The organism is Achromobacter sp. 10T422 (assembly GCF_056394065.1).
This window is the reverse complement of the sequence record NZ_JBFTHD010000001.1, coordinates 632,125-656,781: the sequence shown is the minus strand read 5'-3', so window position 1 is coordinate 656,781 and position 24,657 is coordinate 632,125. Positions and strand designations below refer to the sequence as shown.

Annotated in this window: 19 protein-coding genes; 12 read left to right on the top strand and 7 right to left on the bottom strand. The window is 64.9% G+C overall.

All coding sequences use genetic code 11. The features are described 5' to 3' along the window. Positions 1 to 33: 33 nt before the first annotated feature. Positions 34 to 1,653 carry a GMC family oxidoreductase gene (locus AC1DB0_RS02750; protein WP_476756624.1) on the top strand — a complete coding sequence of 540 codons (1,620 nt, stop codon included), beginning with the start codon at positions 34 to 36 and terminating at the stop codon, positions 1,651 to 1,653. Positions 1,654 to 1,658: 5 nt separating this feature from the next. On the opposite strand, the gene cfa is transcribed toward AC1DB0_RS02750, so the two are convergent. Next, a complete protein-coding gene (gene cfa, locus AC1DB0_RS02745; protein WP_156336737.1) occupies positions 1,659 to 2,849 on the bottom strand; it encodes a cyclopropane fatty acyl phospholipid synthase in 1,191 nt (396 codons plus the stop codon). A gap of 322 nt (positions 2,850 to 3,171) precedes the next feature. Between cfa and AC1DB0_RS02740 the strand changes: the two genes are divergently transcribed. From AC1DB0_RS02740 to greB, 3 genes are all read left to right on the top strand, one after another. Continuing rightward, positions 3,172 to 4,107 carry an alpha/beta fold hydrolase gene (locus tag AC1DB0_RS02740; RefSeq protein ID WP_476756625.1) on the top strand — a complete coding sequence of 312 codons (936 nt, stop codon included), beginning with the start codon at positions 3,172 to 3,174 and terminating at the stop codon, positions 4,105 to 4,107. Positions 4,108 to 4,255: 148 nt separating this feature from the next. Further along, positions 4,256 to 5,101 (top strand): 3',5'-nucleoside bisphosphate phosphatase, encoded by an 846-nt coding sequence (locus AC1DB0_RS02735; RefSeq protein WP_054425266.1) that lies wholly within the window; start codon positions 4,256 to 4,258, stop codon positions 5,099 to 5,101. Between the two features lie 67 nt (positions 5,102 to 5,168). Next, the gene (gene greB / locus AC1DB0_RS02730) at positions 5,169 to 5,720 is read left to right on the top strand and encodes a transcription elongation factor GreB (protein ID WP_447982000.1); all 552 of its coding nucleotides are present in this window, start codon (positions 5,169 to 5,171) and stop codon (positions 5,718 to 5,720) included. A gap of 191 nt (positions 5,721 to 5,911) precedes the next feature. Here the strand turns inward: greB and AC1DB0_RS02725 are convergent, their stop codons facing one another. Genes AC1DB0_RS02725 through AC1DB0_RS02715 form a run of 3 tightly spaced genes read right to left on the bottom strand, consistent with a single transcriptional unit; the run spans position 5,912 to position 8,823 of the window. Then, the gene (locus AC1DB0_RS02725) at positions 5,912 to 6,940 is read right to left on the bottom strand and encodes a DctP family TRAP transporter solute-binding subunit (protein ID WP_054425269.1); all 1,029 of its coding nucleotides are present in this window, start codon (positions 6,938 to 6,940) and stop codon (positions 5,912 to 5,914) included. Between the two features lie 54 nt (positions 6,941 to 6,994). Next, positions 6,995 to 8,293, bottom strand: coding sequence for a TRAP transporter large permease (locus AC1DB0_RS02720; protein ID WP_054425271.1), 1,299 nt, complete (start codon positions 8,291 to 8,293; stop codon positions 6,995 to 6,997). Then, on the bottom strand, positions 8,290 to 8,823 hold the full coding sequence (locus tag AC1DB0_RS02715; RefSeq protein WP_054425273.1) for a TRAP transporter small permease: 534 nt from the start codon (positions 8,821 to 8,823) through the stop codon (positions 8,290 to 8,292). The genes AC1DB0_RS02720 and AC1DB0_RS02715 overlap by 4 nt, the downstream gene beginning before the upstream one ends. Before the next feature lie 373 nt (positions 8,824 to 9,196). Here AC1DB0_RS02715 and purL point away from each other — a divergent pair, with 373 nt between their 5' ends. Beyond that, complete coding sequence (gene purL, locus AC1DB0_RS02710; protein ID WP_175169235.1) at positions 9,197 to 13,246, top strand: phosphoribosylformylglycinamidine synthase; 4,050 nt, start codon at positions 9,197 to 9,199, stop codon at positions 13,244 to 13,246. Between the two features lie 284 nt (positions 13,247 to 13,530). Further along, entirely contained in the window at positions 13,531 to 13,929 is a 399-nt protein-coding gene (locus AC1DB0_RS02705; RefSeq protein WP_054425275.1) for a hypothetical protein, read from the top strand. 170 nt (positions 13,930 to 14,099) lie between these two features. Here the strand turns inward: AC1DB0_RS02705 and AC1DB0_RS02700 are convergent, their stop codons facing one another. Next, entirely contained in the window at positions 14,100 to 15,008 is a 909-nt protein-coding gene (locus AC1DB0_RS02700; protein ID WP_054425277.1) for a LysR substrate-binding domain-containing protein, read from the bottom strand. Between the two features lie 107 nt (positions 15,009 to 15,115). Here AC1DB0_RS02700 and AC1DB0_RS02695 point away from each other — a divergent pair, with 107 nt between their 5' ends. Together AC1DB0_RS02695 and AC1DB0_RS02690 are read left to right on the top strand one after the other, a co-directional pair. Further along, a complete protein-coding gene (locus AC1DB0_RS02695; RefSeq protein WP_054425279.1) occupies positions 15,116 to 16,447 on the top strand; it encodes a sulfatase family protein in 1,332 nt (443 codons plus the stop codon). Positions 16,448 to 16,612: 165 nt separating this feature from the next. Continuing rightward, the gene (locus tag AC1DB0_RS02690) at positions 16,613 to 18,241 is read left to right on the top strand and encodes a methyl-accepting chemotaxis protein (protein WP_175169233.1); all 1,629 of its coding nucleotides are present in this window, start codon (positions 16,613 to 16,615) and stop codon (positions 18,239 to 18,241) included. A 183-nt stretch (positions 18,242 to 18,424) separates the two neighbouring features. Here the strand turns inward: AC1DB0_RS02690 and AC1DB0_RS02685 are convergent, their stop codons facing one another. Both AC1DB0_RS02685 and AC1DB0_RS02680 read right to left on the bottom strand, forming a co-directional pair. Continuing rightward, positions 18,425 to 19,414 carry a Bug family tripartite tricarboxylate transporter substrate binding protein gene (locus AC1DB0_RS02685; RefSeq protein WP_054425283.1) on the bottom strand — a complete coding sequence of 330 codons (990 nt, stop codon included), beginning with the start codon at positions 19,412 to 19,414 and terminating at the stop codon, positions 18,425 to 18,427. A 19-nt stretch (positions 19,415 to 19,433) separates the two neighbouring features. Then, positions 19,434 to 20,390, bottom strand: a complete 957-nt coding sequence (locus tag AC1DB0_RS02680) for an alpha/beta hydrolase (protein WP_175169231.1) — start codon at positions 20,388 to 20,390, stop codon at positions 19,434 to 19,436. A gap of 143 nt (positions 20,391 to 20,533) precedes the next feature. On the opposite strand from AC1DB0_RS02680, the gene AC1DB0_RS02675 reads away from it, so the two are divergent. The 4 genes from AC1DB0_RS02675 (at position 20,534) to AC1DB0_RS02660 (ending at position 24,610) form a co-directional block, all read left to right on the top strand. After that, positions 20,534 to 21,451: a LysR substrate-binding domain-containing protein gene (locus AC1DB0_RS02675; protein ID WP_454669248.1), complete on the top strand. Its 918-nt coding sequence runs from the start codon at positions 20,534 to 20,536 to the stop codon at positions 21,449 to 21,451. A gap of 83 nt (positions 21,452 to 21,534) precedes the next feature. Continuing rightward, a complete protein-coding gene (locus tag AC1DB0_RS02670; RefSeq protein ID WP_476756627.1) occupies positions 21,535 to 23,004 on the top strand; it encodes a M20 family metallopeptidase in 1,470 nt (489 codons plus the stop codon). Then, entirely contained in the window at positions 23,001 to 23,558 is a 558-nt protein-coding gene (locus AC1DB0_RS02665; protein WP_054425291.1) for a DUF1415 domain-containing protein, read from the top strand. The genes AC1DB0_RS02670 and AC1DB0_RS02665 overlap by 4 nt, the downstream gene beginning before the upstream one ends. Before the next feature lie 146 nt (positions 23,559 to 23,704). Next, entirely contained in the window at positions 23,705 to 24,610 is a 906-nt protein-coding gene (locus AC1DB0_RS02660; protein ID WP_476756628.1) for an alpha/beta hydrolase, read from the top strand. Positions 24,611 to 24,657: the final 47 nt, after the last annotated feature.

Here is a 24,657-nt window from a genome sequence, read left to right as displayed (position 1 = left end):
GGGGCGCCGGATAAAACCAGATAAGAAGAGCTTATGGAGACATACGACATCATCATCGTCGGCGCAGGCTCGGCCGGCTGCGTGCTGGCCAATCGGCTGAGCCAGGACCCGAACACGCGGGTGCTGCTGCTGGAAGCGGGCGGGCGCGACAACTACCACTGGATTCACATTCCGGTGGGCTATCTGTACTGCATCGGCAACCCGCGCACCGACTGGATGTACCGCACGGTGAAGGAACCGGGGCTGGGCGGGCGTTCACTGATCTATCCGCGCGGCCGCGTGCTGGGCGGCTGCTCGTCCATCAACGGCATGATCTACATGCGCGGCCAGCGTGAAGACTATGAAGACTGGGCGGCGCTGTCCGGTGACCCCGGCTGGAGCTGGGACCAGGTGCTGCCGGTGTTCAAGCGCAGCGAGGACTATCACCGTGGCGCCGACGAATTCCATGGCGCGGGCGGCGAATGGCGGGTGGAAGCGCAGCGCTTGCGCTGGGACATCCTGGAAGCCTTTGCCAGCGCGGCCGAACAGGAAGGCATTCCGCGCGTGCAGGACTTCAATCGGGGCGACAACTTTGGCAGCGGTTACTTCGAAGTGAACCAGCGGCGCGGCTGGCGTTGGAACACGTCGAAGGCGTTTCTGCGCCCCGTGCAAAAGCGCCCGAACCTGCATGTGATGACGGGCGCGCATGTGGAACAGCTGATGCTGGAAGGCAAGCGCTGCGTGGGCGTGCAGTTACGGCGCGATGGCAAAAGCCTGACCGTGCGCGCGCGGCGCGAAGTGGTGCTGGCAGCGGGGGCGGTGAACACGCCGCATCTGCTGGAACTGTCGGGCATCGGCGAACCCGCGCGGCTGCGCGAAAGCGGTATCGCGCTGCGCCATGCCTTGCCCGGTGTGGGCGAAAACCTGCAAGACCATCTGCAACTGCGCGTCATCATCAAGGTCAATGGCGTGAAGACGCTGAACCGCATCACAGCGTCGTGGTGGGGCAAGGCGGGCATCGGCCTGGAATACCTGATGAAGCGCAGCGGGCCGATGAGCATGGCGCCGTCGCAGCTGGGGGCGTTTGCGAAGTCGGACCCGGGGCAAGCGCGCGCCAACGTGGAATTCCATGTGCAGCCGCTGTCGCTGGGCGCGTTTGGCGAACCGCTGCATGGTTTCGATGCGTTCACGGCCAGCGTCTGCAACCTGCGGCCGACCTCGCGCGGCAGCGTGCATGCGCAGGGGCCGGTGCAGGCGGGCGAGGCCAGTGCGCCCGTCATCGCGGCGAATTACCTGAGCACGGAAGCCGACATTCAAGTGGCGGCCGATTCCATAAAGCTGGTGCGCCGCATTACCGCTGCGCCCGCCTTGCAGCGCTATCAGCCGCAGGAATGGCTGCCGGGGCCGGACTATCAAACAGATGCGCAGCTGCGCGAAGCCGCCGGCAAGATCGGCACGACCATCTTCCACCCGGTAGGCACGTGCGCGATGGGCAAGAACGCCGACAGCGGTGCGGTGGTGGATTCGCGCTTGCGGGTGTTCGGGCTGGAAGGCCTGCGTATTGCGGACGCGTCGGTGATGCCACTGATCACGTCCGGCAATACGAATTCACCCACCATCATGATTGCGGAGCGCGCGGCCGACATGATCCGCCAGGATGCAATGCCGGCCTGACGCGTTCAGCGCAACGAGCGGTACGTGTCCTGACGTTGCGGGTGGGTCAGCATCACTTGCCAGAGCTGACCCTCGCGCGACCGGAAGAAGCCCGCGCAACACATCAGATAGTATTTCCACATGCGGTAAAAGCGCACGCCATAACGCGCTTGCAGCGTGGGCCAGGCGCGTTCGAAGTTGTCCCACCAGGCCATCAGCGTGCGGTCGTAGTCGGCGCCGAAGTTGTGCCAGTCTTCGATGATGAAGCGGTGTTCAACGGCGGTGGCGATTTCACGCGCGGACGGCAGCTTGCCGTTCGGGAACACGTAGCGGTCGATCCACGGGTCGGTGCTTTGGCTGGTGGCCGCGATGCCGATGGTGTGCAGCAGGAACACGCCGTCTGTCGACATCAGGCGCTGCACGTTGCTGAAGTAGGTGTCGTAGTTTTTGGGGCCGACGTGTTCGAACATGCCCACGGACACGACCTTGTCGAAGCTGCCTTGCAGGTCGCGGTAGTCTTGCAGCAGCAGCGTCACGGGCAGGCCTTTGACCCGTTCCTGCGCCAGCGCCAATTGCTCTTTCGATACCGTCACGCCCGTGACCGTGGCGCCATAGTTTTCGGCGGCGAACTTGGCTAGCCCGCCCCAGCCGCAGCCGATATCCAGCAGCGTTTCGCCGGGTTTCAATTGCAGCTTGCGGCAGATCATGTCCAGCTTGGCCAGTTGCGCCTCTTCCAGCGTCTTGGCGTTTTCCCAGTAGGCGCAGGAATAGATCATGCGGCTGTCGAGCATGGCTTCGAACACGTCGTTGCCCGCGTCGTAATGCTGTTCGCCCACTTCAAAGGCGCGGCCCTTGGATTGCAAATTGAAGAGCTTGTGGCGCAGGTGTTCGGCAATCAGCTTGATGCGCGCCACGCCCAGCGCGGCGGAACCCATGTCGGCGCGCAGCAGCCGCGTGAACAACTCGTCCAGCCGCTCGCAATCCCATTCCCCATCCATATACGATTCGCCCAGCCCCAGCGACCAGCTGGCGAACACGCGTTCGTACATGTGCTTGTCATGCACCTGGATGTCCCACGGGCGCGAGCCATTGATCTGCACGTCGGCGCGCGACAGCACATCCTGGAGCACTTTGGGAGGTTCGGGGGGAGGGGGGCTGACCGCGGGGGGGGAATGGTCGGGGGTGGTCAGCGGAGAGGCAGGACTGCTTTGCTGCATACGGACTCCATATCAATTTTGGGATGACTGATCTGGCAATGCCTGAAGCTCATAACTCTCGCCCTAAGCGGCGGCCGATTCCAATTTAATGAATGGATCGGCGCGATAGAAAAATGCAATTTCCTGCCGGGGGCGCCGAAGAGAATGGGGAGATCGTAGCGAGGCGCGGGCGCAGTGTCCAGCACGGGGAAGGGGTGCGGCGCGTGGCCGACATCGTCGTGGCTGCCGCGCCCCATTCATGTGCATGTTCGAGTAGCGCGATTACACTAGTCCGCCCTGTTGTGCCGCCGTCCTGGCGCGCGCCGGTTTGTGGAGTGTGTAGATGGTGGACGCTACCCAGCAGCCCCGATTGGACTTCGTCACTTGCGCCAGCCCGGCCGGTTTGCACCGGATGGCCTACTGGGAATGGGGCGACCCCGCCAACGACCGGGTGCTGCTTTGCGTGCATGGCCTGACCCGCAGCGGCCGCGATTTCGATGTGCTGGCGCGCCGGCTGGCCGGCCAGTACCGGGTGGTTTGCCCCGATGTGGTGGGGCGCGGCCGGTCGGATTGGCTCGTCAACCCGGCGTTCTACACAGTGCCGCAGTACGTGTCCGACATGGTCACGTTGATTGCGCGGTTGCAGCCGGCCCGGCTGGCGTGGGTGGGCACGTCGATGGGCGGGCTGATCGGCATGGCGCTGTCGGGCGCGTCCGTCTTCGCCACCGCGATGCAGGCCATGCGCCCGCACGCGGGCATGCTGCCGCCAGGCCAGGGCATTCAATTGGACAAGCTGGTGCTGAACGATGTCGGCCCGCGCCTGGAAACGGGCGCCTTGTCGCGCATTGGCCAGTACGTGGGCGAGCCGGGCGAATTCGCCACGTTTGAAGAAGCGGTGGCCACCATGCGCGCCAATTCCGAGACTTTTGGGCCGCATACCGACGCGCAATGGGCAGACTTGGCGCAGTACCTGTACCCGGAAAACGGTGGTAAGTGGGTCAAGCACTATGACCTGGCGCTGGCCCAGGCGCTGGCCGCGCAAACCCCTGACGAACTGGCGGCGGGCGAACAGATTCTGTGGCGGTCTTATGATGCGACGCCTTGCCCGGTGCTGATCGTGCGCGGCGAAAAGTCTGACTTGCTGACGCGCACCACGGTTGACGAGATGCTGAAACGCAATCCGCGCGCCCAAGCCATGGAAGTGCCGGGCGTGGGCCATGCCCCCACGCTGATCGCTGACGCGCAGGTTGAACCGGTGGCGGCGTTCTTGCTGGGCTGAATGGGTCGGCTGAATTGCTCGGCTGAGCTGCTGACCTGAGTTTGTTGCCCGGACCAGACCGAACCAGACCAGGCCGAACCGTCCGCCCCGCGATTATGGGGACAGCCCGGCGCTATCCACCGCGCCGGGCCTTCTCTACAATAGCCCGATGACATCGCGCACCTTGAACATCGACCTCCATTGCCATTCCACCGTTTCGGACGGCGCGCTTGCGCCCCGCGACGTGGCGCAGCGCGCGCACGGCAATGGCGTGGACGTCTGGGCGCTGACGGATCACGACGAAGTGGGCGGCCTGGCCGAAGCCGCGCGTGCGGCCGAAGACCTAGGCATGCGCTTTGCCACGGGCGTGGAAATCTCGGTGACGTGGGCAGGGCTGACGGTGCACATCGTGGGCCTGCGCTTTGACCCGAACAACACCGCGCTGGTGGAAGGGCTGCGCCAGACGCGCTCGGGCCGCGCCGAACGCGCCAAGCGCATCGGCGACCGGCTGGCTGAAATGGGCATGCCCGGCGCCTACGAAGGCGCGCTGCCTTTTGCCGGCAACCCCGAACTGATCAGCCGCACGCACTTTGCGCGCTATCTGGTCGAAGCCGGCTACTGCCCCGACGTGCAAACCGTATTCACCAAGCACCTGGGCGACGACCGCCCCGGCCACGTGCCCATGCAATGGGCCACCTTGGCCGAAGCGGTGGGCTGGATTCGTGGCGCGGGCGGCCGCGCCGTCATCGCCCACCCGGGCCGCTACAAATACACCCCTTTGCAATTCGCCGCGCTGTTCGACGAATTCCTGCAACTGGGCGGCGAAGGCATCGAAGTCACGACGGGCAGCCACACCGTCGAAGAAGCCCGCCAATACGCCGACGTTGCACGCCGCTACGGCTTTCTGGCCTCGCGCGGTTCGGACTTTCACAGTCCCAAGGAAAGCCGGATCGACCTGGGCCGTCTGCCCTCGCTGCCGTCCGACTTGAAACCAGTCTGGCACGACTGGTTCTGACGCGGGCGGCGCCGCCGCCCATCCTGCAAGCCATTGACTGGGATCGCGCCATTGCGGCGCAGCCGCTATGAACAAAGCCTTTGTGAAAGAGTCGGACAACGACGACGACGATGATCTGCCGCAAACCCAAGCGCTGCCGGCAGGCACCAAAAACTACATGACGCCCGAAGGCTACGAACGCCTGCGCGCCGAGCTCACGCATCTGATGAACGTCGAGCGCCCGTCGGTGGTGCAAGTGGTGTCCTGGGCCGCCTCCAACGGCGACCGCTCTGAAAATGGCGACTATCTGTACGGTAAAAAGCGCCTGCGCGAAATCGACCGCCGCATGCGCTTTTTGACCAAGCGCCTGGACATTGCCGAAGTCGTGGACCCGGCCATCCAGCCCAACCGCGACCAGGTGTTCTTCGGCGCCACGGTGCTGTATTCGGACAAGGCCGGCGAAGAGCACAAGGTCACCATCGTGGGCGTGGACGAAGCCGAACCCTTGGCCGGGAAAATCAGCTGGATTTCCCCTGTGGCGCGCGCGCTGATCAAGGCGAAGGAAGGCGACACGGTGGTGCTGCGCACGCCGGGCGGCATTGAAGAGCTGGATATTCTGGAAGTCAGCTATCCGGCGTAATGGACGCCCATTGAGACCGATGACCCGATCCTGCGATCGCATCCCATCGGCGAATCTCCCCTGAAAAGGAAACAGGCGCCAGCTTGTGGCTGGCGCCTGTTTGGTTGGGAGGGATCTGACGTCCCTGCCTCGGTGTGGCGGCTTGCGCCGCCGTTCCCCTGGGGCTTGCTGCTAAGTCGGTACGGTGCGGCTCACTTCTTGCGTGCGGCGATGGACTTCTCGGCCATGTTGACCAGGTCTTCGCCGATCTGCTTCTTCCACTTGTCGTAAACGGGCTGCGTCACCTTGGCGAACGCGTCGTGCTCAGCCGGCGACAAGGACGTGACCGTCACGCCGTGGCCTTCAATTTCCTTCAGCAGCGACGGGTCTTCCGGCGTGACGCCCTTGCGCGCGATCACGATCTGCTGCTTGCCGGCGTCAAGCGCGGCCTGGCGCACGATGTCGCGGTCTTTTTCCGACCACGAATTCCACACTTCGCGGTTCACCACGAAGATCAGCGGGTCGGCCACGTAGTTCCACAGGGTCAGATACTTCTGGCCCACGGTGTACAGCTTGGAACCGGTGTAGATGGACAGGGGGTTTTCCTGGCCGTCAACCGCGCCGCTGGCCAGTGCCGGCTGCGCATCGGCCCAGCTCATCTGCGTGGGGTTGGCGCCCAGCGCGGTGAACGTGTCGATGTACAGCGGCGAACCCACCACGCGCAGCTTCATGCCCTTCATGTCTTCGGGCTTCTTGATTTCGCGCTTGGAATTGCTGACCTGGCGGTAGCCGTTTTCGCCCCATGCCAGCGGCACGACGCCCGCCTTTTCGATCAGCTTGAACATCTCTTTCCCCACATCGCCTTGCACCAGCGCGTCGATGGCAGCGTAGTCGGGCATCAGGAAGGGCAGCGAGAACAGGTTCAACTGCTTGACCTGCGGCGACCAGTTGATGGTTGAGCCCACGGCCATGTCGATCACGCCTTGGCGGATGGCGGTGAATTCGCGCGTCTGGTCACCTTGCACCAGCGATGTGCCCGGATAGACCTTGATGTTGATGCGGCCATCGGTGCGCTCGCGCACCAGCTTGGACCAGATTTCGGCGCCCTGGCCCCACGGGAAGGTGGTGCCCACGACGATCGACAGCTTGTATTCGGGCTTGTAGTTTTGCGCGTGCACCGGCGTCATGCCGACGGCAGCCGCCGCGCACAGCGCGGCGCCGATCAGGTTGCGGAAGTTCATGCGATGTCTCCTCTCTTTGCGAGTGTGTCTGTTGTTGTGTTGAGAACCTGCACTTCAATAGCCCAGCTTTTTCGGCAACCACAGCGCCAGCTGCGGGAACACCAGCACCGCCACCAGCACCAGGAACATCGCGCCCAGCAGCCACACCACCCAGCGCACCGTGGACTCCATCGGCACGCGCGCAATGCGGCACGACACCATCAGGTTCACGGCCAGCGGCGGGGTGAATTGGCCAAGCGCCACCTTCAAGGTCAGGATCACGCCGAACCACACCGGGTCCCACCCGTAGGCGTTGGCAATCGGCATCAGCAGCGGCACGAAAATCAGGAAGATCGAAATGCCGTCCAGGAACATGCCGACCGTCATCAGCAGCAGAATCAGCAGCGATAGCACGCCCCATTCGCCCAGACCGGAATTGACGATGGCGTTCGTGATCGGGTCAATCACGCTCAGCGTGGACAGCGCCCACGCGAAGATGCCGGCCAGCGTCACCACCAGCATGATCACGGCGGACAGCTCGGCGGCTTCTCGCAAAATCTTGTACAAGTCGCGGAACTTGATGGTGCGGTGAATGAAACCGCCCACGAACAAGCCGTAGAACACGGCGACGACGGCGGCCTCGGTGGGCGTGAACCAGCCCATGCGCATGCCGCCCAGAATCAGCACAGGCGCCGCCAGCCCCCACGACGCTTCGCGCAGGCTGGCCCAGAAAGGCGGGCGGGGCAGGTGGGCTTCCAGCGCGCCCATCTTGTATTTGCGCGACAGCCACACCGCCGGAATGATCAGTGCGAAACCGGCCAGAATGCCGGGGATCATGCCCGCAGCGAACAATGCCGGCACGGACGCGCCCGGCACCAGCACCGAGTAAATGATGAAGGCCACCGACGGCGGGATCAGGATGTCGGTGGCGGCGCCTGCGGCCACCACCGCCGCCGAGAATGAACCCGGATAGCCCGCGCGCGACATCGCCGTGATCATCACCGCGCCCACCGCCGCCGCGCAGGCCGGGCCGGAACCCGAGATGCCGCCCAGGAACATGGCCACCGCAATCGACACCAGCGGCAGCATGCCCGGCCCGCGGCCGACGATGGCGATGGCAAAGTCCACCAGCCGCTTGGCCACGCCCGAGCGGTCGAAGATGGACCCCACCAGCACGAACATCGGAATCGCCAGCAGCGGGTACTTGGCCAGCCCCGCGTAGAAATTCTGCGGCACGGTCAACAGGCCATACCAGGGCGTGTCCAGGTTGGACAGCACGATGGCAACCGTGCCGCCAATACCCAGCGCCACGCCAACCGGCACGCCGATCAGCATCAGCACGATGAAGACAACGAACAAGAGGGTGGCGATCATTTCGTGTCGGCGCCCCGGGCGATGCGGCGGATCGTGCCGATGGTGCGCAGCGAAATCGCCGCGGCCATCACGGGCAGCCAGATMGAATACCACCAGGTCGGCACGCCAATCGCGGGCGAGGTTTCTTCGTAGATATATTCGTCGGACACGAGCTTCACCGACAGCACGGTCAGCAGCAGGAAGAACGCCAGCACGCAGCCGTTGGAAATCAGCGCCATGATGCGCTGGCGGCGGGGTGAACCGTTGTCGGCCAGGATTTCGATGCGGATGTGGTGGTTGCGCACGAACGCCACGCTGCCGCCCGCCATGGTCAGCACGATCAGCAGGAACACCGAAATTTCTTCGGTCCACGCAAACGACTGGTCGGTGAAGTAGCGCACCAGCACGTTGGCGAACGTGATCAGCGCCAGCGTCGCCAGCAGGATCACGGCCAGCCAGTCTTCGATGGCCAGCGGCACGCGGACGGGGGGATCTGCTTCAACGGGGATGATCGGTTCGACAGGCTCGGCGGGGGCTTCGGAACGGGACATGGGTGAGGCGACGGCAGGGCGCTAGGCGCGCTTTCTATTGAGAGTCGCTGCATCCTACCGTTGCCCCGAGGGCGCGATAGCTCGTGTTTTCCCGTGGTGCGGGGCGACAACAACATGTTGCATCGCGTCAGACAAGCCCTGGCCAGGGCCGCGGGGTGGCGGATAAACCGCGATGCCCTCAGGGCTTTACCGAAATATTGCTACGCACCATGCGGGTGCAAGGCCGGTGGAATTCTTTTGTAACAATAGGGAAAACCGGGGGTTGGCAAGATTCTTGAACGGTTCTTGAACGCTTCTTGAATATCGGCTCCGGGAAAACCCCCTAAACAGGTAAAATCACTTTTTGCACCCATCCTTATACGGCGCCCGCATCGTGTCCCTAGTTCAGCATCTGCCTGGTTCCTCCGTCCTGTCCTCCTTTCGTCGCGATCGCCTACTGGCGCAATTGAAGGAAGCCGGCCTGCCGGTGGCCGACATCTCCGCTCGTTACGAGCACTTCGTCAGCACCGACGCCGCGTTGACGGCCGAACAGCAGCAACACCTGACCCAACTGCTGGACTACGGCACGCCCAGCACGGCCGACGCCCCGGCCAAGAGCCTGTCCCTGCTGGTCATTCCCCGCCTGGGCACCATTTCCCCGTGGGCCAGCAAGGCCACCGACATCGCCCACAACTGTGGCCTGTCGTCGGTGCACCGCATCGAGCGCGGCGTGCGTTACGTGATCACCCCGGAACGCGGCCTGCTCGGCACCAAATCGTTTGACGACGCCATGCTGGCGCGCGCGGCGGACTGCCTGCACGACCGCATGACCGAAACCGTGGTTGACGCCAGCTTTGACGGCCAGGCGCTGTTCCAGACGCTGGCCGGCAAGCCCATGCGCACGGTTGGCGTGCAGGCCAGCGGCGTGCAAGCACTGGCCGAAGCCAATATTTCGCTGGGCCTGGCCCTGTCGGAAGACGAAATCGAATACCTGGCCAAGTCGTTCACCGACCTGGGCCGCGACCCCACCGATGTGGAATTGATGATGTTCGCGCAAGCCAATAGCGAACACTGCCGCCACAAGATCTTCAACGCCGAATGGGTGATCGACGGCCAGTCGCAGCCCAACACGCTGTTTGGCATGATCCGCGCCACGCACAAGGCGCAGCCGGAAGGCACCGTCGTCGCGTACTCGGACAACGCCGCCATCATGGAAGGCGGCCCCGCGCAGCGCTTCCAGGCCGGCGTGCCCGGTGTCACGGGCGAGGGCGCTGACGGCGCCAAGTACATCCGCCGCGACACCACCGTGCACACCTTGATGAAGGTGGAAACGCACAACCACCCGACCGCCATCGCCCCGTTCCCGGGCGCGTCCACGGGCGCGGGCGGCGAAATCCGCGACGAAGGCGCAACCGGCCGCGGCTCCAAGCCCAAGGCGGGCCTGACCGGCTTCACCGTGTCGCACCTGCGTTTCGACGACGCGCTGCAACCCTGGGAAGCCGACCACCACGGCCTGCCCGAGCGCATCGCCTCGCCGCTGTCCATCATGATCGACGGCCCCATCGGCGGCGCGGCGTTCAACAACGAATTTGGCCGGCCCAACCTGCTGGGCTACTTCCGCTCGTTCGAGCAGACCGCTGGCGGCACGCGCTGGGGCTATCACAAGCCCATCATGATCGCGGGCGGCCTGGGCAGCATCGACGCGGGCCTGACCCACAAAGACGTGATCCCCCCTGGCGCGCTGCTGATTCAGCTGGGCGGCCCGGGCTTCCGTATCGGCATGGGCGGCGGCGCCGCCTCCAGCATCAGCATGGGCAGCAACTCGGCCGAACTGGACTTTGATTCCGTCCAGCGCGGCAACCCGGAAATCGAACGCCGTGCCCAGGAAGTTATCGACCGCTGCTGGCAGCAGGCCGAGAACAACCCCATCATCGCCATCCACGACGTGGGTGCGGGCGGTTTGTCCAATGCCTTCCCGGAATTGGTCAACGACGCCGGCCGTGGCGCCATCTTTGATCTGAAGCGTGTGCCGCTGGAAGAATCGGGCTTGTCGCCCGCTGAAATCTGGAGCAATGAATCGCAGGAACGCTATGTTCTGTCGATTCTGCCGAAAGACTTGGAACGCTTTGACGCCATCGCCCGCCGCGAACGCTGCCCGTACGCGGTGGTGGGTGTGGCCACTGAAGAACGCCAGCTGCGCGTGGTGGACGGCGAGGGCTTGCCCGGCCTGGACACCATTCGCCCGCAAGGCGACGCCGAAGTGCGCCCCGTGGACGTGCCGATCGACGTCATCCTGGGCAAGCCGCCGCGCATGACGCGCGACGTGCGCCGCCTGCCTGGCGTGTCCGCGCCGCTGGATCTGGCCGGCATCGACCTGACCGAAGCCGCTTACCGCGTGCTGCGTCACCCGACGGTCGCCAACAAGTCGTTCCTGATCACCATCGGTGACCGCACCGTGGGCGGGCTGTCCAGCCGTGACCAGATGGTGGGCCCGTGGCAAGTGCCGGTGGCTGATTGCGCGGTCACCTTGGCCGACTACGAAGGCTTCCGCGGCGAAGCGATGTCGATGGGTGAACGCACCCCCATCGCCATGCTCGACGCTCCGGCGTCCGGCCGCATGGCCGTGGCCGAAGCGCTGACCAACCTGGCCGCCGCCGACGTGGCGCGCCTGGAAGACATCAAGCTGTCCGCCAACTGGATGGCGGCTTGCGGCGTCGACGGCCAGGACGCCGCGCTGTATGACACCGTGTCCGCCGTCAGCGAGCTGTGCCAGGCGACCGGCCTGTCCATTCCCGTGGGCAAGGATTCGCTGTCCATGAAGACGTCCTGGGAACAGGACGGCGAACAGCGCCAGGTGGTGGCGCCGGTGTCGCTGGTGGTCACGGCGTTTGCACCCGTTGCCGACGTGCGCGCCAGCCTCACGCCGCAGTTGCGCACCGACGCCGGTGACAGCGTGCTGATCCTGATCGATCTGGGCCGTGGCCGTCACCGCATGGGTGGCTCGATTCTGGCGCAGACGTACAACCAGGTCGGCGAAACCGTGCCGGACATCGACGCGCCGCAAGAGCTGCGCGCGTTCTTCATCACGATCCGCACGCTGGCCGAAGCCGGCACCATCCTGGCCTACCACGACCGTTCCGACGGCGGCCTGTTCGCCACGCTGACCGAAATGGCCTTCGCCGGCCGCACCGGTATCTCGGTGAATCTGGACATGCTGACGTTCGATCCGCAATCGGCGGATTGGGGCGACTACAAGATCCGCCCGGATCAAGTGAAGGTGCAGCGCGAAGAACTGACGCTCAAGGCGCTGTTCTCGGAAGAAGCGGGCGCCGTCATTCAAGTGCCGGCATCGCAACGTGACGCCGTCATGCAAGTGCTGCGTGGCGCCGGCCTGTCGGCTCACTCGCACGTGATCGGCGGCCTGAATGGCGCCGATGAAGTCGAGTTCTATCGCGACGGCAAGAAGGTCTGGGGCCAGCCGCGCGCTGAACTCGGCCGCGCCTGGAGCGAAGTGTCTTACCGCATCATGTCGCGCCGCGACAACCCGGCGTGCGCGCAAGCGGAACTTGACGTCTGGAACGACACGACCGACCCGGGCATGAGCCCGAACGTGTCCTTCGACCCGCAAGAGAACATCGCCGCGCCCTTCATCAACACCGGCAAGCGTCCGCGCGTGGCCATCCTGCGCGAGCAGGGTTGCAACAGCCAGGTCGAAATGGCCTGGGCGTTTGATACCTCGGGCTTTGAAGCCATCGACGTCCACATGACCGACCTGTTGGCCGGCCGCGTGGACCTGGCGCAGATGCAAGGCCTGGTGGCCGTGGGCGGCTTCAGCTACGGCGACGTGCTGGGCGCAGGCGAAGGCTGGGCGCGCACCATCCGCTTCAACAGCAAGCTGTCGGATCAGTTCGCTGCGTACTTCGCGCGTCCCGATACGTTCGCGCTGGGCGTGTGCAACGGCTGCCAGATGATGGCTGCGTTGGCCCCGATGATTCCGGGCGCCGAGCACTGGCCGCGCTTCACGCGCAACCAGTCGGAAAAGTACGAAGCCCGTCTGTCGATGGTGGAATTGGCGAAGTCGCCGTCCATCTTCTTCGCCGGCATGGAAGGCGCTCGCATTCCCGTCGCCGTGGCGCACGGTGAAGGCTTTGCCGACTTCTCGCAGCAGGGCGACGCCAGCCGCGTGCTCACCGCTGCGCGCTACATCGACAACCGTGGCCAAGCCACCGAGGCCTACCCGTTCAACCCGAACGGCAGCCCGGGCGGCCTGACGTCCGTCACCACCGCCGATGGCCGCTTCACGGTCATGATGCCGCACCCGGAACGCGTGACCCGCAACGTCATGATGTCGTGGGCGCCCGAGACCTGGGGCAATGCCGACACGGGTGGCGCGTACAGCCCGTGGATGCGCATCTTCCGCAACGCGCGCGCCTGGTTGAAGTAAAGCTACAGCGATAACATGCTTGCGTTCCGGTTGCCGCTTGCGCGGTGCATCGGAAGCATAAAGAACGGGCCTGGCGCCCGTTCTTTTTTTGCGAGTTCGGATTGGCCGGGCCATTAGCGGCCGGGCCATGAGCGGCCATGCCCCGATTGACGGGGCCACGAGAGGCCGGGCCCCGATTGAGCGGGCCACGATTGGCCGGGCCACGATTGGCCACGCGCCGGTTCCGCAAGTAGGATGAGGGCAGCCCGCATTGGCGGAATCCTGCATTCATAGGGGGAATCGTCATGAAGCTGAATAAGCTGCACGATGTCATCGGAACCGTTTTGCTTATCCTGGTTCCACTGATCTACGCGTTTTATGTGGCCGTGATGGCACTGTCTTTCGGAAAAATCCAAGGCGGGTTTATTGCCGCTGGCGATAGCCACGGCGTGGCGCTTGCTCGAGGCATGTTGCACATGGCGTTGTCGCCCGGCGCATTCGCTGCCGCGGCTGCGTGGATGTTGCTGCGGCGCTCGCCCGCGCACCGTATCCGCTGGGCATGGGGCGTGTTCGCCTGGCTGTGGTTCAGCATTGCGATGTCGGTGGTGCTGGCGCCGGTGTTTTATGCGTGGGCAGCGTTGCAGGCGGTGTGGGCAGCGGCGTTGGCCTGGACCTGCCGGGCGGCTCGCCATTCTGCGGCCTGAGGCAACTTGCCTGAAGCAACGTGCCTGAAGTGACACGGCCAGAAGCAATAAGCCAGAATCAACAAGCCAGAAGCAACAAGCCAGAAGCAACAAGCCAGAAGCAACAATGCCTGCCGAAGCGGCAGGCATTGTCACGCGAGAGCAAGCGAAAAACGCGCTAGGCCTTGCGGTTATGAGGCGCCGTTGCGAAAGTACGTGGCTTCGCGCTCGAACTGCGTCGCCAGTTCTTCGGCGGCCGGCGTCAGCGGATGTGCGCTGCGTTGGAACAAGCCGATGGCATAGCTGGGCAAGGGTTCGGACACGGGCACAATTTCAAGCTGTTCGCGCAGCATGCCGGTTGTGATCAGCGCGGTGGGCAGCAGCGCCATGCGGTCACTGTTGGCCACCAACGCTGCCGCGTCGATCAGGCCATCCGTGTACATGTCCACGCGCGGCGCGCCGAGCCCGGCGTCGTCAAATACCTTGTAGACCGCTGCACCTGGCTGGCCGGGCGGCCCTGCAACGGTGAACACCACGTCTTGCAATTCATACATCGTGCGCGCTTGCCGCAAAGGATGATCGCGGCGCGCCGCCACCACCAGCGGACTGTCGATCAGCGAGCGCACCTTCAACTGTGAGTCCGCATTCTCTGCGTTCACGGGGCAGATGGCGAAGTCGAGTTGGCCGTCGCGCAGCAACGGCGTCAGCGTGTGGTAAAGCCCGCTGCGGCAACTGAGCTCCACTTCGGGGTAGACCTGCCGAAAGCGCTGAATGGCGGACGGCGCCAGCAACACCGATGCCGCCGCCGAGATGCCATATTGCACCGTGCCCATGCGCTCGCCGCGCATTTGCGACATGGTGTCGCGCGCGCGTTTGGTCTCGTGAACCAAATGCTGCGCATGAGGAAGAAAACGTTTGCCGTAGTCGTTGGGCCGCATGCCTTTGGCGTGCCTGTCGAACAACGGTAATCCCAGTGTGCGTTCCAGCCGTCGCAGGGATTTGGTCATTGCCGGTTGAGTTTGCCCGGTCGCGCGGGCTGCCGCGTGCACGCTGCCATGTTGCGTGACCGCCAGAAAGTCGAACACTTGCTGCAACTTCATGTTGATGCCTCCCCGTTATTACTCGGTCGATCTTGCTATTAGCGTCCCCGCTTGCTCGCATCTAGAGTGCTCAGTGACCGTAGTTCATTCACACGAAGGAGGCAAGCATGCGCACTGAGAACGTGGCGGAACGGCCAAACGTAGTCTTCATCGTGGCGGACGATTTAGGCTCCGCAGACCTGGGTTGCTATGGCGGCCGGCCCGCGGATTTTGGCGATGTGTCGCCTGAACTGGATGCCTTGGCTGCAAGCGGCATTCGCTTCACGCAGGGCTATGCCAATGCGCCCGTGGGATCGCCCACGCGCTTTGCATTGATGACGGGGCGCTACCAATACCGGCTGCGTGGCGCGGCCGAAGAACCTTTGAACGGCAGCGCGCGCGGCAGTGACATGTTGGGCCTGCCGCCGGCGCATCCTACGCTGGCGTCGTTGTTGCGCGCGGCGGGCTACGCGACGTCGCTGGTCGGAAAATGGCACTTGGGTTACCCGCCACATTTCGGCCCGTTGCGATCGGGGTATCAAGACTTCTACGGATCGCTGTCTGGCAACGTGGACTACTTCAGCCATCGCGACCAGCATGGCCAGTACGACTTGTGGCAGAACCTGCGTGCGGCCAATGCCACCGGCTACCTGACCGATCTGCTGACCGAGCGCGCGGTGCAAACCATCGACCACGCGGCCCAAGCGCGCACGCCGCTCTTTCTTAGCCTGCACTACACGGCGCCGCAATCGCCGTGGGAAGCGCGCGGCGATGAAGCGCGCGCCTATCAGGTGGCGCCCAATCTGCTCGACTTGAATGGCGGCAGCGTGCATACCTACCGCAGCATGATTCATCACATGGACGAAGGCGTGGGACGCGTGCGCCAGGCGCTGGCGCGCAACGGGCTGCTGGATAACACCCTGATCATCTTCACTAGCGGCAACGGCGGCGACCGTTTTGCCGATAGCTGGCCCTTGATGGGCGGCAAGATGGACCTGACCGAAGGCGGCATCCGCGTGCCGTGGATTGCGCACTGGCCCGCCGTGATCTCGCCCGGCCGCATCAGCCGTCAACAGTGCATGACCATGGATTGGACCGCCACCGTGCTGGACGCGGCGGGCGTGGCGCCGCACGAGGACTTTCCGCTGGACGGCGTGTCGATGTTGGGCGTGTTGCATGGCAAGCCGGAGTTCGAACGCAAGCTGTATTGGCGCACCAAGCACCGCGGCCAGCGCGCCAGCCGGCAGGGCGACTGGAAGTATTTGCAGGTGGATGGCTACTCGTACTTGTTCGACTTGTCGCGCGATGAGCGCGAACGCGCCAATCAGGCCACGCATGATCCCGGCAGGCTGGCGGACATGCGGCGCGACTGGCTGCAATGGAATGCGGCGATGCCCGTGATTCCGCACGACGCCGCCACCGGGCTGGGGTATACGCAGCGCCACATGCCGCTGCGCTGACTGGGCAAAGGGCGGTCCGGGGCTGTCAGGGGCGGTCAGGGGCTGCCAGGGGCTGCCAGCGGCTGTCAGCGGCTGTCAGCGCGCTGTAACCCAATGAGATATTTAACTTTTCATTGCAGCCTGTCGTTAACCCGGGGAGCGTTATGCAAACCGGAGTGACCCTATATGTTCAAGAATTTAAGTATCCGCGCCATTTTGACGACCGCCCTGGCCGTCTTTTTTGGCCTTTTCCTGGTCACCGGCGTGGCCGTCTATCAGCAACTCACGTCCAACCGCACGTCCATTGAAGTCTTGCTGGACACGAACCTGGTGCGCGCCAATGCCGTGGACGGCGCCGCTGCCGAACTGCTGCGCGCGCGTCTCGTCTTGCTGGCCGCCCAGAGCGCGCTGATCGAAGGCAAGAGCATCGACAGCCTGCCGAGCATGCAGCGTCTGGACGGCTACACGAAAAAAGCGTCTGACTTGATTGATATGGCGCGCAAGCAACCCGAAGTGTCGGAAGTAGGTAAGCCCTTGTTCGACGCCGCGTTGGCCGCCTATGACGTCTACCAGCGCGACGCCATCGCGCCGATGGTGGCGGCCATTCGCGCCGGCAAGCCCCAAGACGCCAGCCGCCTGAACCTGGAGAAGGTCACGCCGCTGGGCATCGCCTTCACGCAAGCCATCCAGAAGTATGTGGACTACGCGGACGAAATCGGCCAACGCGTGGCGCGCGAGGCATCCACGCGCATCAACGGCGCGATTGTGCTGCTGGTCTGTTTGCTGGTGGTGGTGGCGGTGCTGGTGGTGAGCCTGTACGCGATCTTCGCCCGCTCCGTTTTCCGCCCCTTGCATGACGCGGGCCGTTTGTTTGACCGCATCGCGGGTGGCGACTTGAGCAACCGCATCGAACAACGCGGCGACAACGAAATCGGCGTGCTGTACGCCGCCGTCAAGCGCATGCAGGACAGCCTGGCGCGCACCGTGTCGGCCGTTCGTCTGGGCGTGGAAGAAATCCACACCGGTTCGCGCGAGATCGCGGCTGGCAACATCGACTTGTCTTCGCGTACCGAGCAGCAAGCGGCTTCGCTTGAAGAAACGGCCGCCAGCATGGACGAGCTGTCGTCCACCGTGAAGAACAATGCCGACAGTTCGCGCAGCGCCTCGCAATTGGCGACGGTGGCGTCCGAAGTGGCCACGCGCGGCGGCAAGGCCGTGGGCGACGTGGTGGGCACGATGCGCGGCATTGCCGACAGCTCCAAGCGCATCGCCGATATCGTGGGCGTGATCGACGGCATCGCATTCCAGACCAACATCCTGGCACTGAACGCCGCAGTAGAAGCCGCGCGTGCAGGCGAGCAGGGCAAGGGCTTTGCGGTGGTGGCCAGCGAAGTGCGCGCCCTGGCGCAGCGCAGCGGCCAGGCGGCTAAGGAAATCAAGGGCTTGATCGACGATTCCGTGCAGAAGGTGTCGATCGGGTCAGATCAGGTGGAAGCCGCGGGCGCGACGATGGAAGAGATTGTGACGTCGGTGCGCCGCGTGACGGACATCATCAACGAGATTTCCAGCGCGTCCGAAGAGCAGTCGCAAGGGATTCAGCAGGTGAATCAGGCGGTGTCGCAGATGGACAGCGTGACGCAGCAAAACGCCGCGCTGGTTGAACAGGCCGCGGCAAGCGCCGCGTCGCTGGAATCCCAAGCGCAACGTTTGCGCGAAGCGGTGGCCGTGTTCAAGTTGCAGGCGGGCGGGCAGGTGATTGACGCCGATGCGCCGGCGCTGGGACGGGGCGCGCAGGCGGCGCTGATCGGCGCTTAAGGTTTCAGGCAACAGCCGTATCGGCCTGAAGCAATAGCCGAATTCAGCGGCGGCTGACGCAAGCATCGGCTGACGCAGGCATCGGCTGACGCAAGCATCGGCTGACGCAAGCCACAGCCGTATCTGGCAACAGCCATCGTCATCGCCCCGGGGAAGCCGCGCTTGCCCGGGGCGTTTTGCTGCTTACTGATCCAGTTGGATCTTGGCGTCGGCCGCCACGTTCTTCCACTTCTTCACGTCGCTTGCGATCACTTGCTGGAATTCATCCGACGTGCCGGCGACCACGGTGCCGCCCAGGCTGGCCATCTTGGCCTTCACTTCGGGCGTGTTCAGCGCCTTCACGGAAGCGTCGTGCAGCTTCTTCTTCACGTCTTCCGGCAGGCCCTTGGGCGCCAGCAGGCCGTTCCAGGCGTTGGCTTCGTAGCGCGGCAGGCCGGCTTCCTTGAAGGTCGGCGTGTCGGGCAGTTCCGGCGAACGCGTGTCGGCGGCGATGGCGATGGGACGAATCTGGCCGCCCTTGATGTAGGGCAGCGAGGCCGGCACCGGTTCCCAGATCATCGACACCTGGCCGCTGATCACGTCGGTGAAGGCCGGGCCCGCGCCACGGTAGGCGATGTGCATGAGCTTGGAACCCGTCATCGACTTCATCAGTTCCATGGCCAGGTTGCCCAGGCCGCCCGCGCCCGACGAGGCGTAGGTGTACTTGTCCGGGTTGGCCTTGGACGCCGCGATCAGCGCGTTCAGGTCGCTGGCCGGGAAGTCTTTGGTGACGCTCAGCACGCCCGGCACGGTGACCAGTTGCGTGATGGCGGTGAAGTCTTGCACGGCGTCATACGTCAACGTCTTGTACACGGCCGGGTTGGTGCCGTGGGTGCTGGAGGACGCCAGCAGCAGGATGTAGCCGTCGGGTGCGGCATCGGCCACGTAGCGCGTGCCGATCGAGCCGCCTGCGCCCGCCTTGTTTTCCACGACGACGGTGGCGCCCAGCTCGGTACCCAGTTGGGCGGCGAACACGCGGCCGATGATGTCGGCCGTGCCACCCGGGGCGAACGGCACGATCAGGCGCAGGGGCTTCGCGGGGTAGTCGGCGGCTTGCTGCGCCGAAGCGGCGCCGGCGGCCAGCGTAGCGCCGGTCAGCAGCGCCAGGGCAATGGTGGATTTCTTGAAATTCATCTGTGTCTCCAGGCGAAGGTTAGTCGAGGCTGCGGTTCAGCCAATCGACGATCAATCCGGCTATCTGGTCGCTGTTGCGGTCCAGCATGCAGAAATGGGAATTGCCGGCGATGCCGGCGGCGGGCAGGTCCAGCACATCGGCGCGTTGGCCGGCCGTGCGCAGGGCGTTCCAGTAGGCGTCCGTCTGGGCGCGGTAGCGCTGCCAGGTGTCGTCCGCGCCAAAGTGATCGCCCCAGACCAGCAGTTGCGGGGGCAACTGACAGCAAGCCGTGGCGGGCGTGCCCGTCGGTTCGACGGCGACCACCGCGCGCACGGTGGCCGCGTATTCCTGGGCGAGCAGGGTGGCGAAGCCGCCGCCCTGGCTGTGTCCGATGACAATGCAGGGGCCAGCCAGGTCCAGCAATTGGCGGTAGGCGTCCAGCGCCATGTCGCCGTGAGTCAGCCAGCGCGGCACGAATTGCTTGGAGAACGTATCGAAGGCGTCGGTGGGAAATTGCTGCGCGGGGTAGGCGTGGCGGGGCTGGCCCGCGGGCGCATAGCCGTCGGCCGGGCCGATGCGAAACAGCCGCCACGCTTCTTCCTTGGACCGGAAGATGGGCGCGCTGTCATAGACCTGCGGATACATCGCCCACGACGCGCGGCCCCGTTCGGGCGCGTCGGACACAAACACGTCATAGCCCGCTTGCAGCAAGCGCCACAGCCAGCCCTCGCGGCCATCGGGCGTGCTTTCCCATTGCGCGCCCGTCATGCCGCCGCCGTGCCAAAGCAGGATGGGGTAGGGGTGGCGCGGCTGGGCCAGCCGGTATTCCTGCACGTACAACTGGCCGACGCTGTAGCCGCCGTTCATGTCGACCAGGCGGGCCGACGCGTTGTCCACCACTTGCTGTTGCTGCATCGGCACACCGCCGGCGACGGCCTCGGCGCCGCCCAGAAAGTGGCTGCGGATGGATTTGAGCAAAACAGGGGCGTCGGGCATCAGGGTTTTCCAGAAGTCGATGCCGGGATGTTAGTTGCCAATTGTTTCTGGGTTGTGCAAAATGAGCACCCGCTGTGCCGAATCGGCACAGCCCATGAATACCGATCCCGCACCGGACAAGCGGGCAGGGGTGAGAGAGACAGATGGACACCAAATGGCTGGAAGACTTCGTCGCGCTATCGAAGTCGCGCAACATGTTCCAGGCGGCCGAGGCGCGCAGCGTGACGCACCCGGCGTTCGGCCGCCGCATCAAGGCGCTTGAGGAATGGGCGGGCGTGGCGCTGGTGGAACGCGGCCATCAGGCCACCACGCTGAACGCGGCCGGGCGCAGCATGCTGGCCGCCGCCATCGACGTGCTGGACATCCTGCGCGACACCCGGCTGGCGCTGCAAAAGCCCGAGCAGGAACGCAACCGCAAGATCATCATCGCGTCGGGCAAGACGTTGGCGCATTCGGTGCTGCCGGGGTTGATGGCCAGCGTGCAGCAGGGCATGCCGGCGTTCCAGCTGAAGGTCATCACCACCACCCTGAACTACGGCGTGGACATGCTGGCGGATGGCGAGGTCGACTTCCTGCTGTGCCATGCGCACGAGCCGCTGTACGCCAAGATCGATAACCCCGGCTACCGCTGCCGGCGCGTGGGCGCCGACAAACTGGTTGCGGTCAGTGCGCCCGTGTCGGAGGGCGGCCGCCACCCCCGCTATGCCGTGCCCAAGCTGGCGTCGGACCCGGCCGTGCCGTTCCTGGCCTATGCCGACAGCATGTCGCTAGGCCGCATCCTGCACGACCGCCTGCGCGGGCTTTGCGTGGTGCCGCAATTGCAGGCGTTGTATGAGTCAGACCTGGCCGACGCGCTGCACGCCATGGCGCGCCAGGGCTTTGGCCTGGCCTGGCTGCCGCATACGCTGATCGAGGCCGACTTGCGCGCAGGCAAGCTGGTGCGGGCCGACAGCGCGCGTAACGACATCCATATGGAGATTCGGCTGTATCAGTCGGTGGACAACGCCAAATTGCTGGCCCGCCAGGTCTGGACCCGGATCGAAGCCTACGCGGCCCGATAGCGGCGCCGTTCAGCCATAACCATTCAGGCATAAAATAGCGAATTACCCCATACCCGCACACCCGCACACAGGATTCCAGCGCCATGAACGCACGTATCCCCGAAGACGCACTGCCGCCCACCCTGGACCCGAAAGCGCTCCAGGAATTTGTCGACGACAAATGGGACAACGAGATCATCCCCGCACTGACCGACTACATCGCCATTCCCGCCAAGAGCCCGGCCTTTGACGCCGACTGGGAAAAGAACGCGTTCATTGAACGCGTGGTGCGTGATGCGGCGCAGTGGGTGGAAGCGCAGAAAGTATCGGGCCTGAAACTGGAAGTGGTGCGCCTGCCGGGCCGCACGCCCGTCATCTTCTTTGACGCGCCGGCCACCCGCAGCGACAACGGCGACACCGTGCTGCTGTACGGTCACCTGGACAAGCAGCCGGAATTCTCGGGCTGGCGCGCGGGCCTGGGCCCGTGGACCCCGAAGTACGAAGACGGCAAGCTCTATGGCCGCGGCGGCGCAGACGACGGCTACGCCGTGTATGCGTCCTTGACCGCCATCATGGCGCTGGACAAGCAAGGCATTCCGCGCCCGCGTTGCGTGGGCATCGTCGAAACCTGTGAAGAGTCCGGCAGCTACGACTTGCTGCCTTACGTAGACGCGCTGCGCGACCGCCTGGGCAACGTCGCCCTGGTCGTGTGCCTGGATTCGGGCGCCGGCAACTACGACCAGCTCTGGATGACCACGTCGCTGCGCGGCATGGTGTCCGGCACGCTGGAAGTGCAGGTGCTGGACGAAGGCGTGCACTCGGGCGACTCCAGCGGCGTCGTGCCGTCGTCGTTCCGCATCTTGCGCCATCTGCTGGACCGCCTGGAAGACAGCGGCACCGGCCGCCTGCTGCCGCAAAGCCTGCATTGCGAAATTCCCGCCGACCGCGTGGAACAGGTGTCTGCCACCGCCCGCATCCTGGGCGACGAAGTGTGGCGCCGTTTCCCCTGGAGCTGCGGCGCCGAAGGCGGCTTTGTGCTGCCCATGACGACCGAGCCCGAACAAGCCCTGTTGAACCGCACCTGGCGCCCGACCTTGTCGGTGACGGGCGCCGAAGGCCTGCCGCCGCTGTCCAGCGCGGGTAACGTGCTGCGCCCGCGCACCGCGTTCAAGCTGTCGCTGCGCCTGCCGCCGCTGGTGGACGCCGTGGCCGCGTCGCAAGAGATCAAGGCGCTGCTGGAAGCCGATGCGCCCTACAACGCCAAGGTGATCTTCAAGGCCAACGAAGGCGCCGCCACCGGCTGGAACGCGCCGGCCGCCGTGTCGTGGCTGACCCAGGCGCTGGATGCCGCCTCGCAGCAGTACTACGGCCAGCCTTGCGGCTACATCGGCCAGGGCGGCACGATTCCGCTGATGAGCATTCTGCAAAAGGGCTTCCCCAAGGCGCAGTTCATGGTGTGCGGCGTGTTGGGCCCCAAGTCCAACGCCCACGGCCCCAATGAATTCCTGCACGTGCCGTATGGCAAGAAGCTGACGGCTGCCGTCGCCCAGACCATGGCGGCCATGCCGGCATGATTTCGACTTCTGACGCTTACGCCAATGTGGTGGCTGAAACCCGCCACTGGCTGACTCAGGCCGTCATCGGCCTGAACCTTTGCCCGTTCGCCAAAGCGGTTCAGGTCAAGGACCAGATCCGCTTTGCGGTCAGCGACGCCACCGACGCCGAGGGCGTCCTGACCGACTTGCAGGACGAGCTTGCCTTGCTGGCCGAGGCCGACCCGGAACAGATCGACACCACCTTGCTGATCTTGCCCGACGCGCTGGACGACTTCCTGGATTTCAACGATTTCGAAGAGCTGTCCGACCGCCTGCTCAAGCGCATGCGGCTGGTGGGCGAGCTGCAAGTGGCCACCTTCCACCCGCAGTTCCAGTTTGCGGACACGCAGCCGGACGACATCGAGAACTACACGAACCGTTCGCCGTACCCGATTCTGCATCTGCTGCGCGAAGACAGCATCGACCGGGCAGTGGAATCGTTCCCGGACGCGGCGGACATCTATGAAAAGAACATCGACACGATGAAAAAGCTGGGTCTGGAAGGCTGGAAGAGGCTGATGACCAAGGCGTAGCCGGTGTAGCCGGCCGCCTGCCCGCATCCAAATCCTTGCCGTCTTCGTATATGGGGCATGGGGCCACAGACCACTGGCCCCATGCCCCATGTTCTTCACAAGGAGACGACCTTGCCGCCCCGTGGTTCCTTCGTTCAGGCACGCCGATGCGTAGCGCGCTGATCCTTGCCGTGCTGGCCTCGGTTCTGGTGCTGGGGCTGGCGGCGTGTTCGCCGCTGGCCGTGCTGAATGGCGCGGTGCCTGAAGACGCCAGCCGCGTCGTGTCAGGCGTGGCCTACGGTGATAGCCCCCGCCAGCAGTTGGACATCTACGCGCCGCCCGGCGTCGATCGCCCGCCCGTGGTGGTGTTCTTTTACGGCGGCAGCTGGCGCAGCGGTTCGCGTGCCGACTACAAGTTCGTGGGCGACGCGCTGGCCTCGCGCGGCATCATGGCCGTTATCGCCGACTACCGGCTTTACCCCGACGTGTCATACCCGGACTTTGTGGACGATTCCGCGCGCGCCGTCGCATGGACCTTGCATCACATCGCACGCTACGGTGGCGACCCGGCCGAAGTCTTCGTAGCCGGGCATAGCGCGGGTGGCTACAACGCGGCCATGGTGGCGTTGGACGCGCGCTGGCTGGCGCGCTTTGACGCGTCACCCGCCATGCTGCGCGGCTGGATCGGCATGGCCGGCCCCTACAACTTTCTGCCCATCGTGGCGCGCAGCCTGAAACCCGTCTTCCATTTCCCCGGCACGCCGGCGGATTCCCAACCGATTGCGCACGTCAGCGCCGCCGCGCCGCCGGCCTTGCTGATGGTGGGCATGGCCGACACCACGGTTGACCCCGCGCTCAACACGGAAAGCCTGGCGGCGGCGCTGCAGGCGGCGCACGCGCCGGTCAGTGTTGTGCGTTATGACCGGCTGGGCCATGCGCTGCTGGCGGGCGCCTTGGCGCGTCCGCTGCGCTGGCGCGCGCCGGTGCTGGACGACCTGGCGGCCTTTGTCTGGCAGACGGCCCGGGCGGGCCAGCCCCCCGCGAAGGCCGCGGCCGCCCAATCCCAGCCCTGATCTTGGGCGTTCCATTCCGCCCACTTCCCCGGGGCTGATGCAAGGCT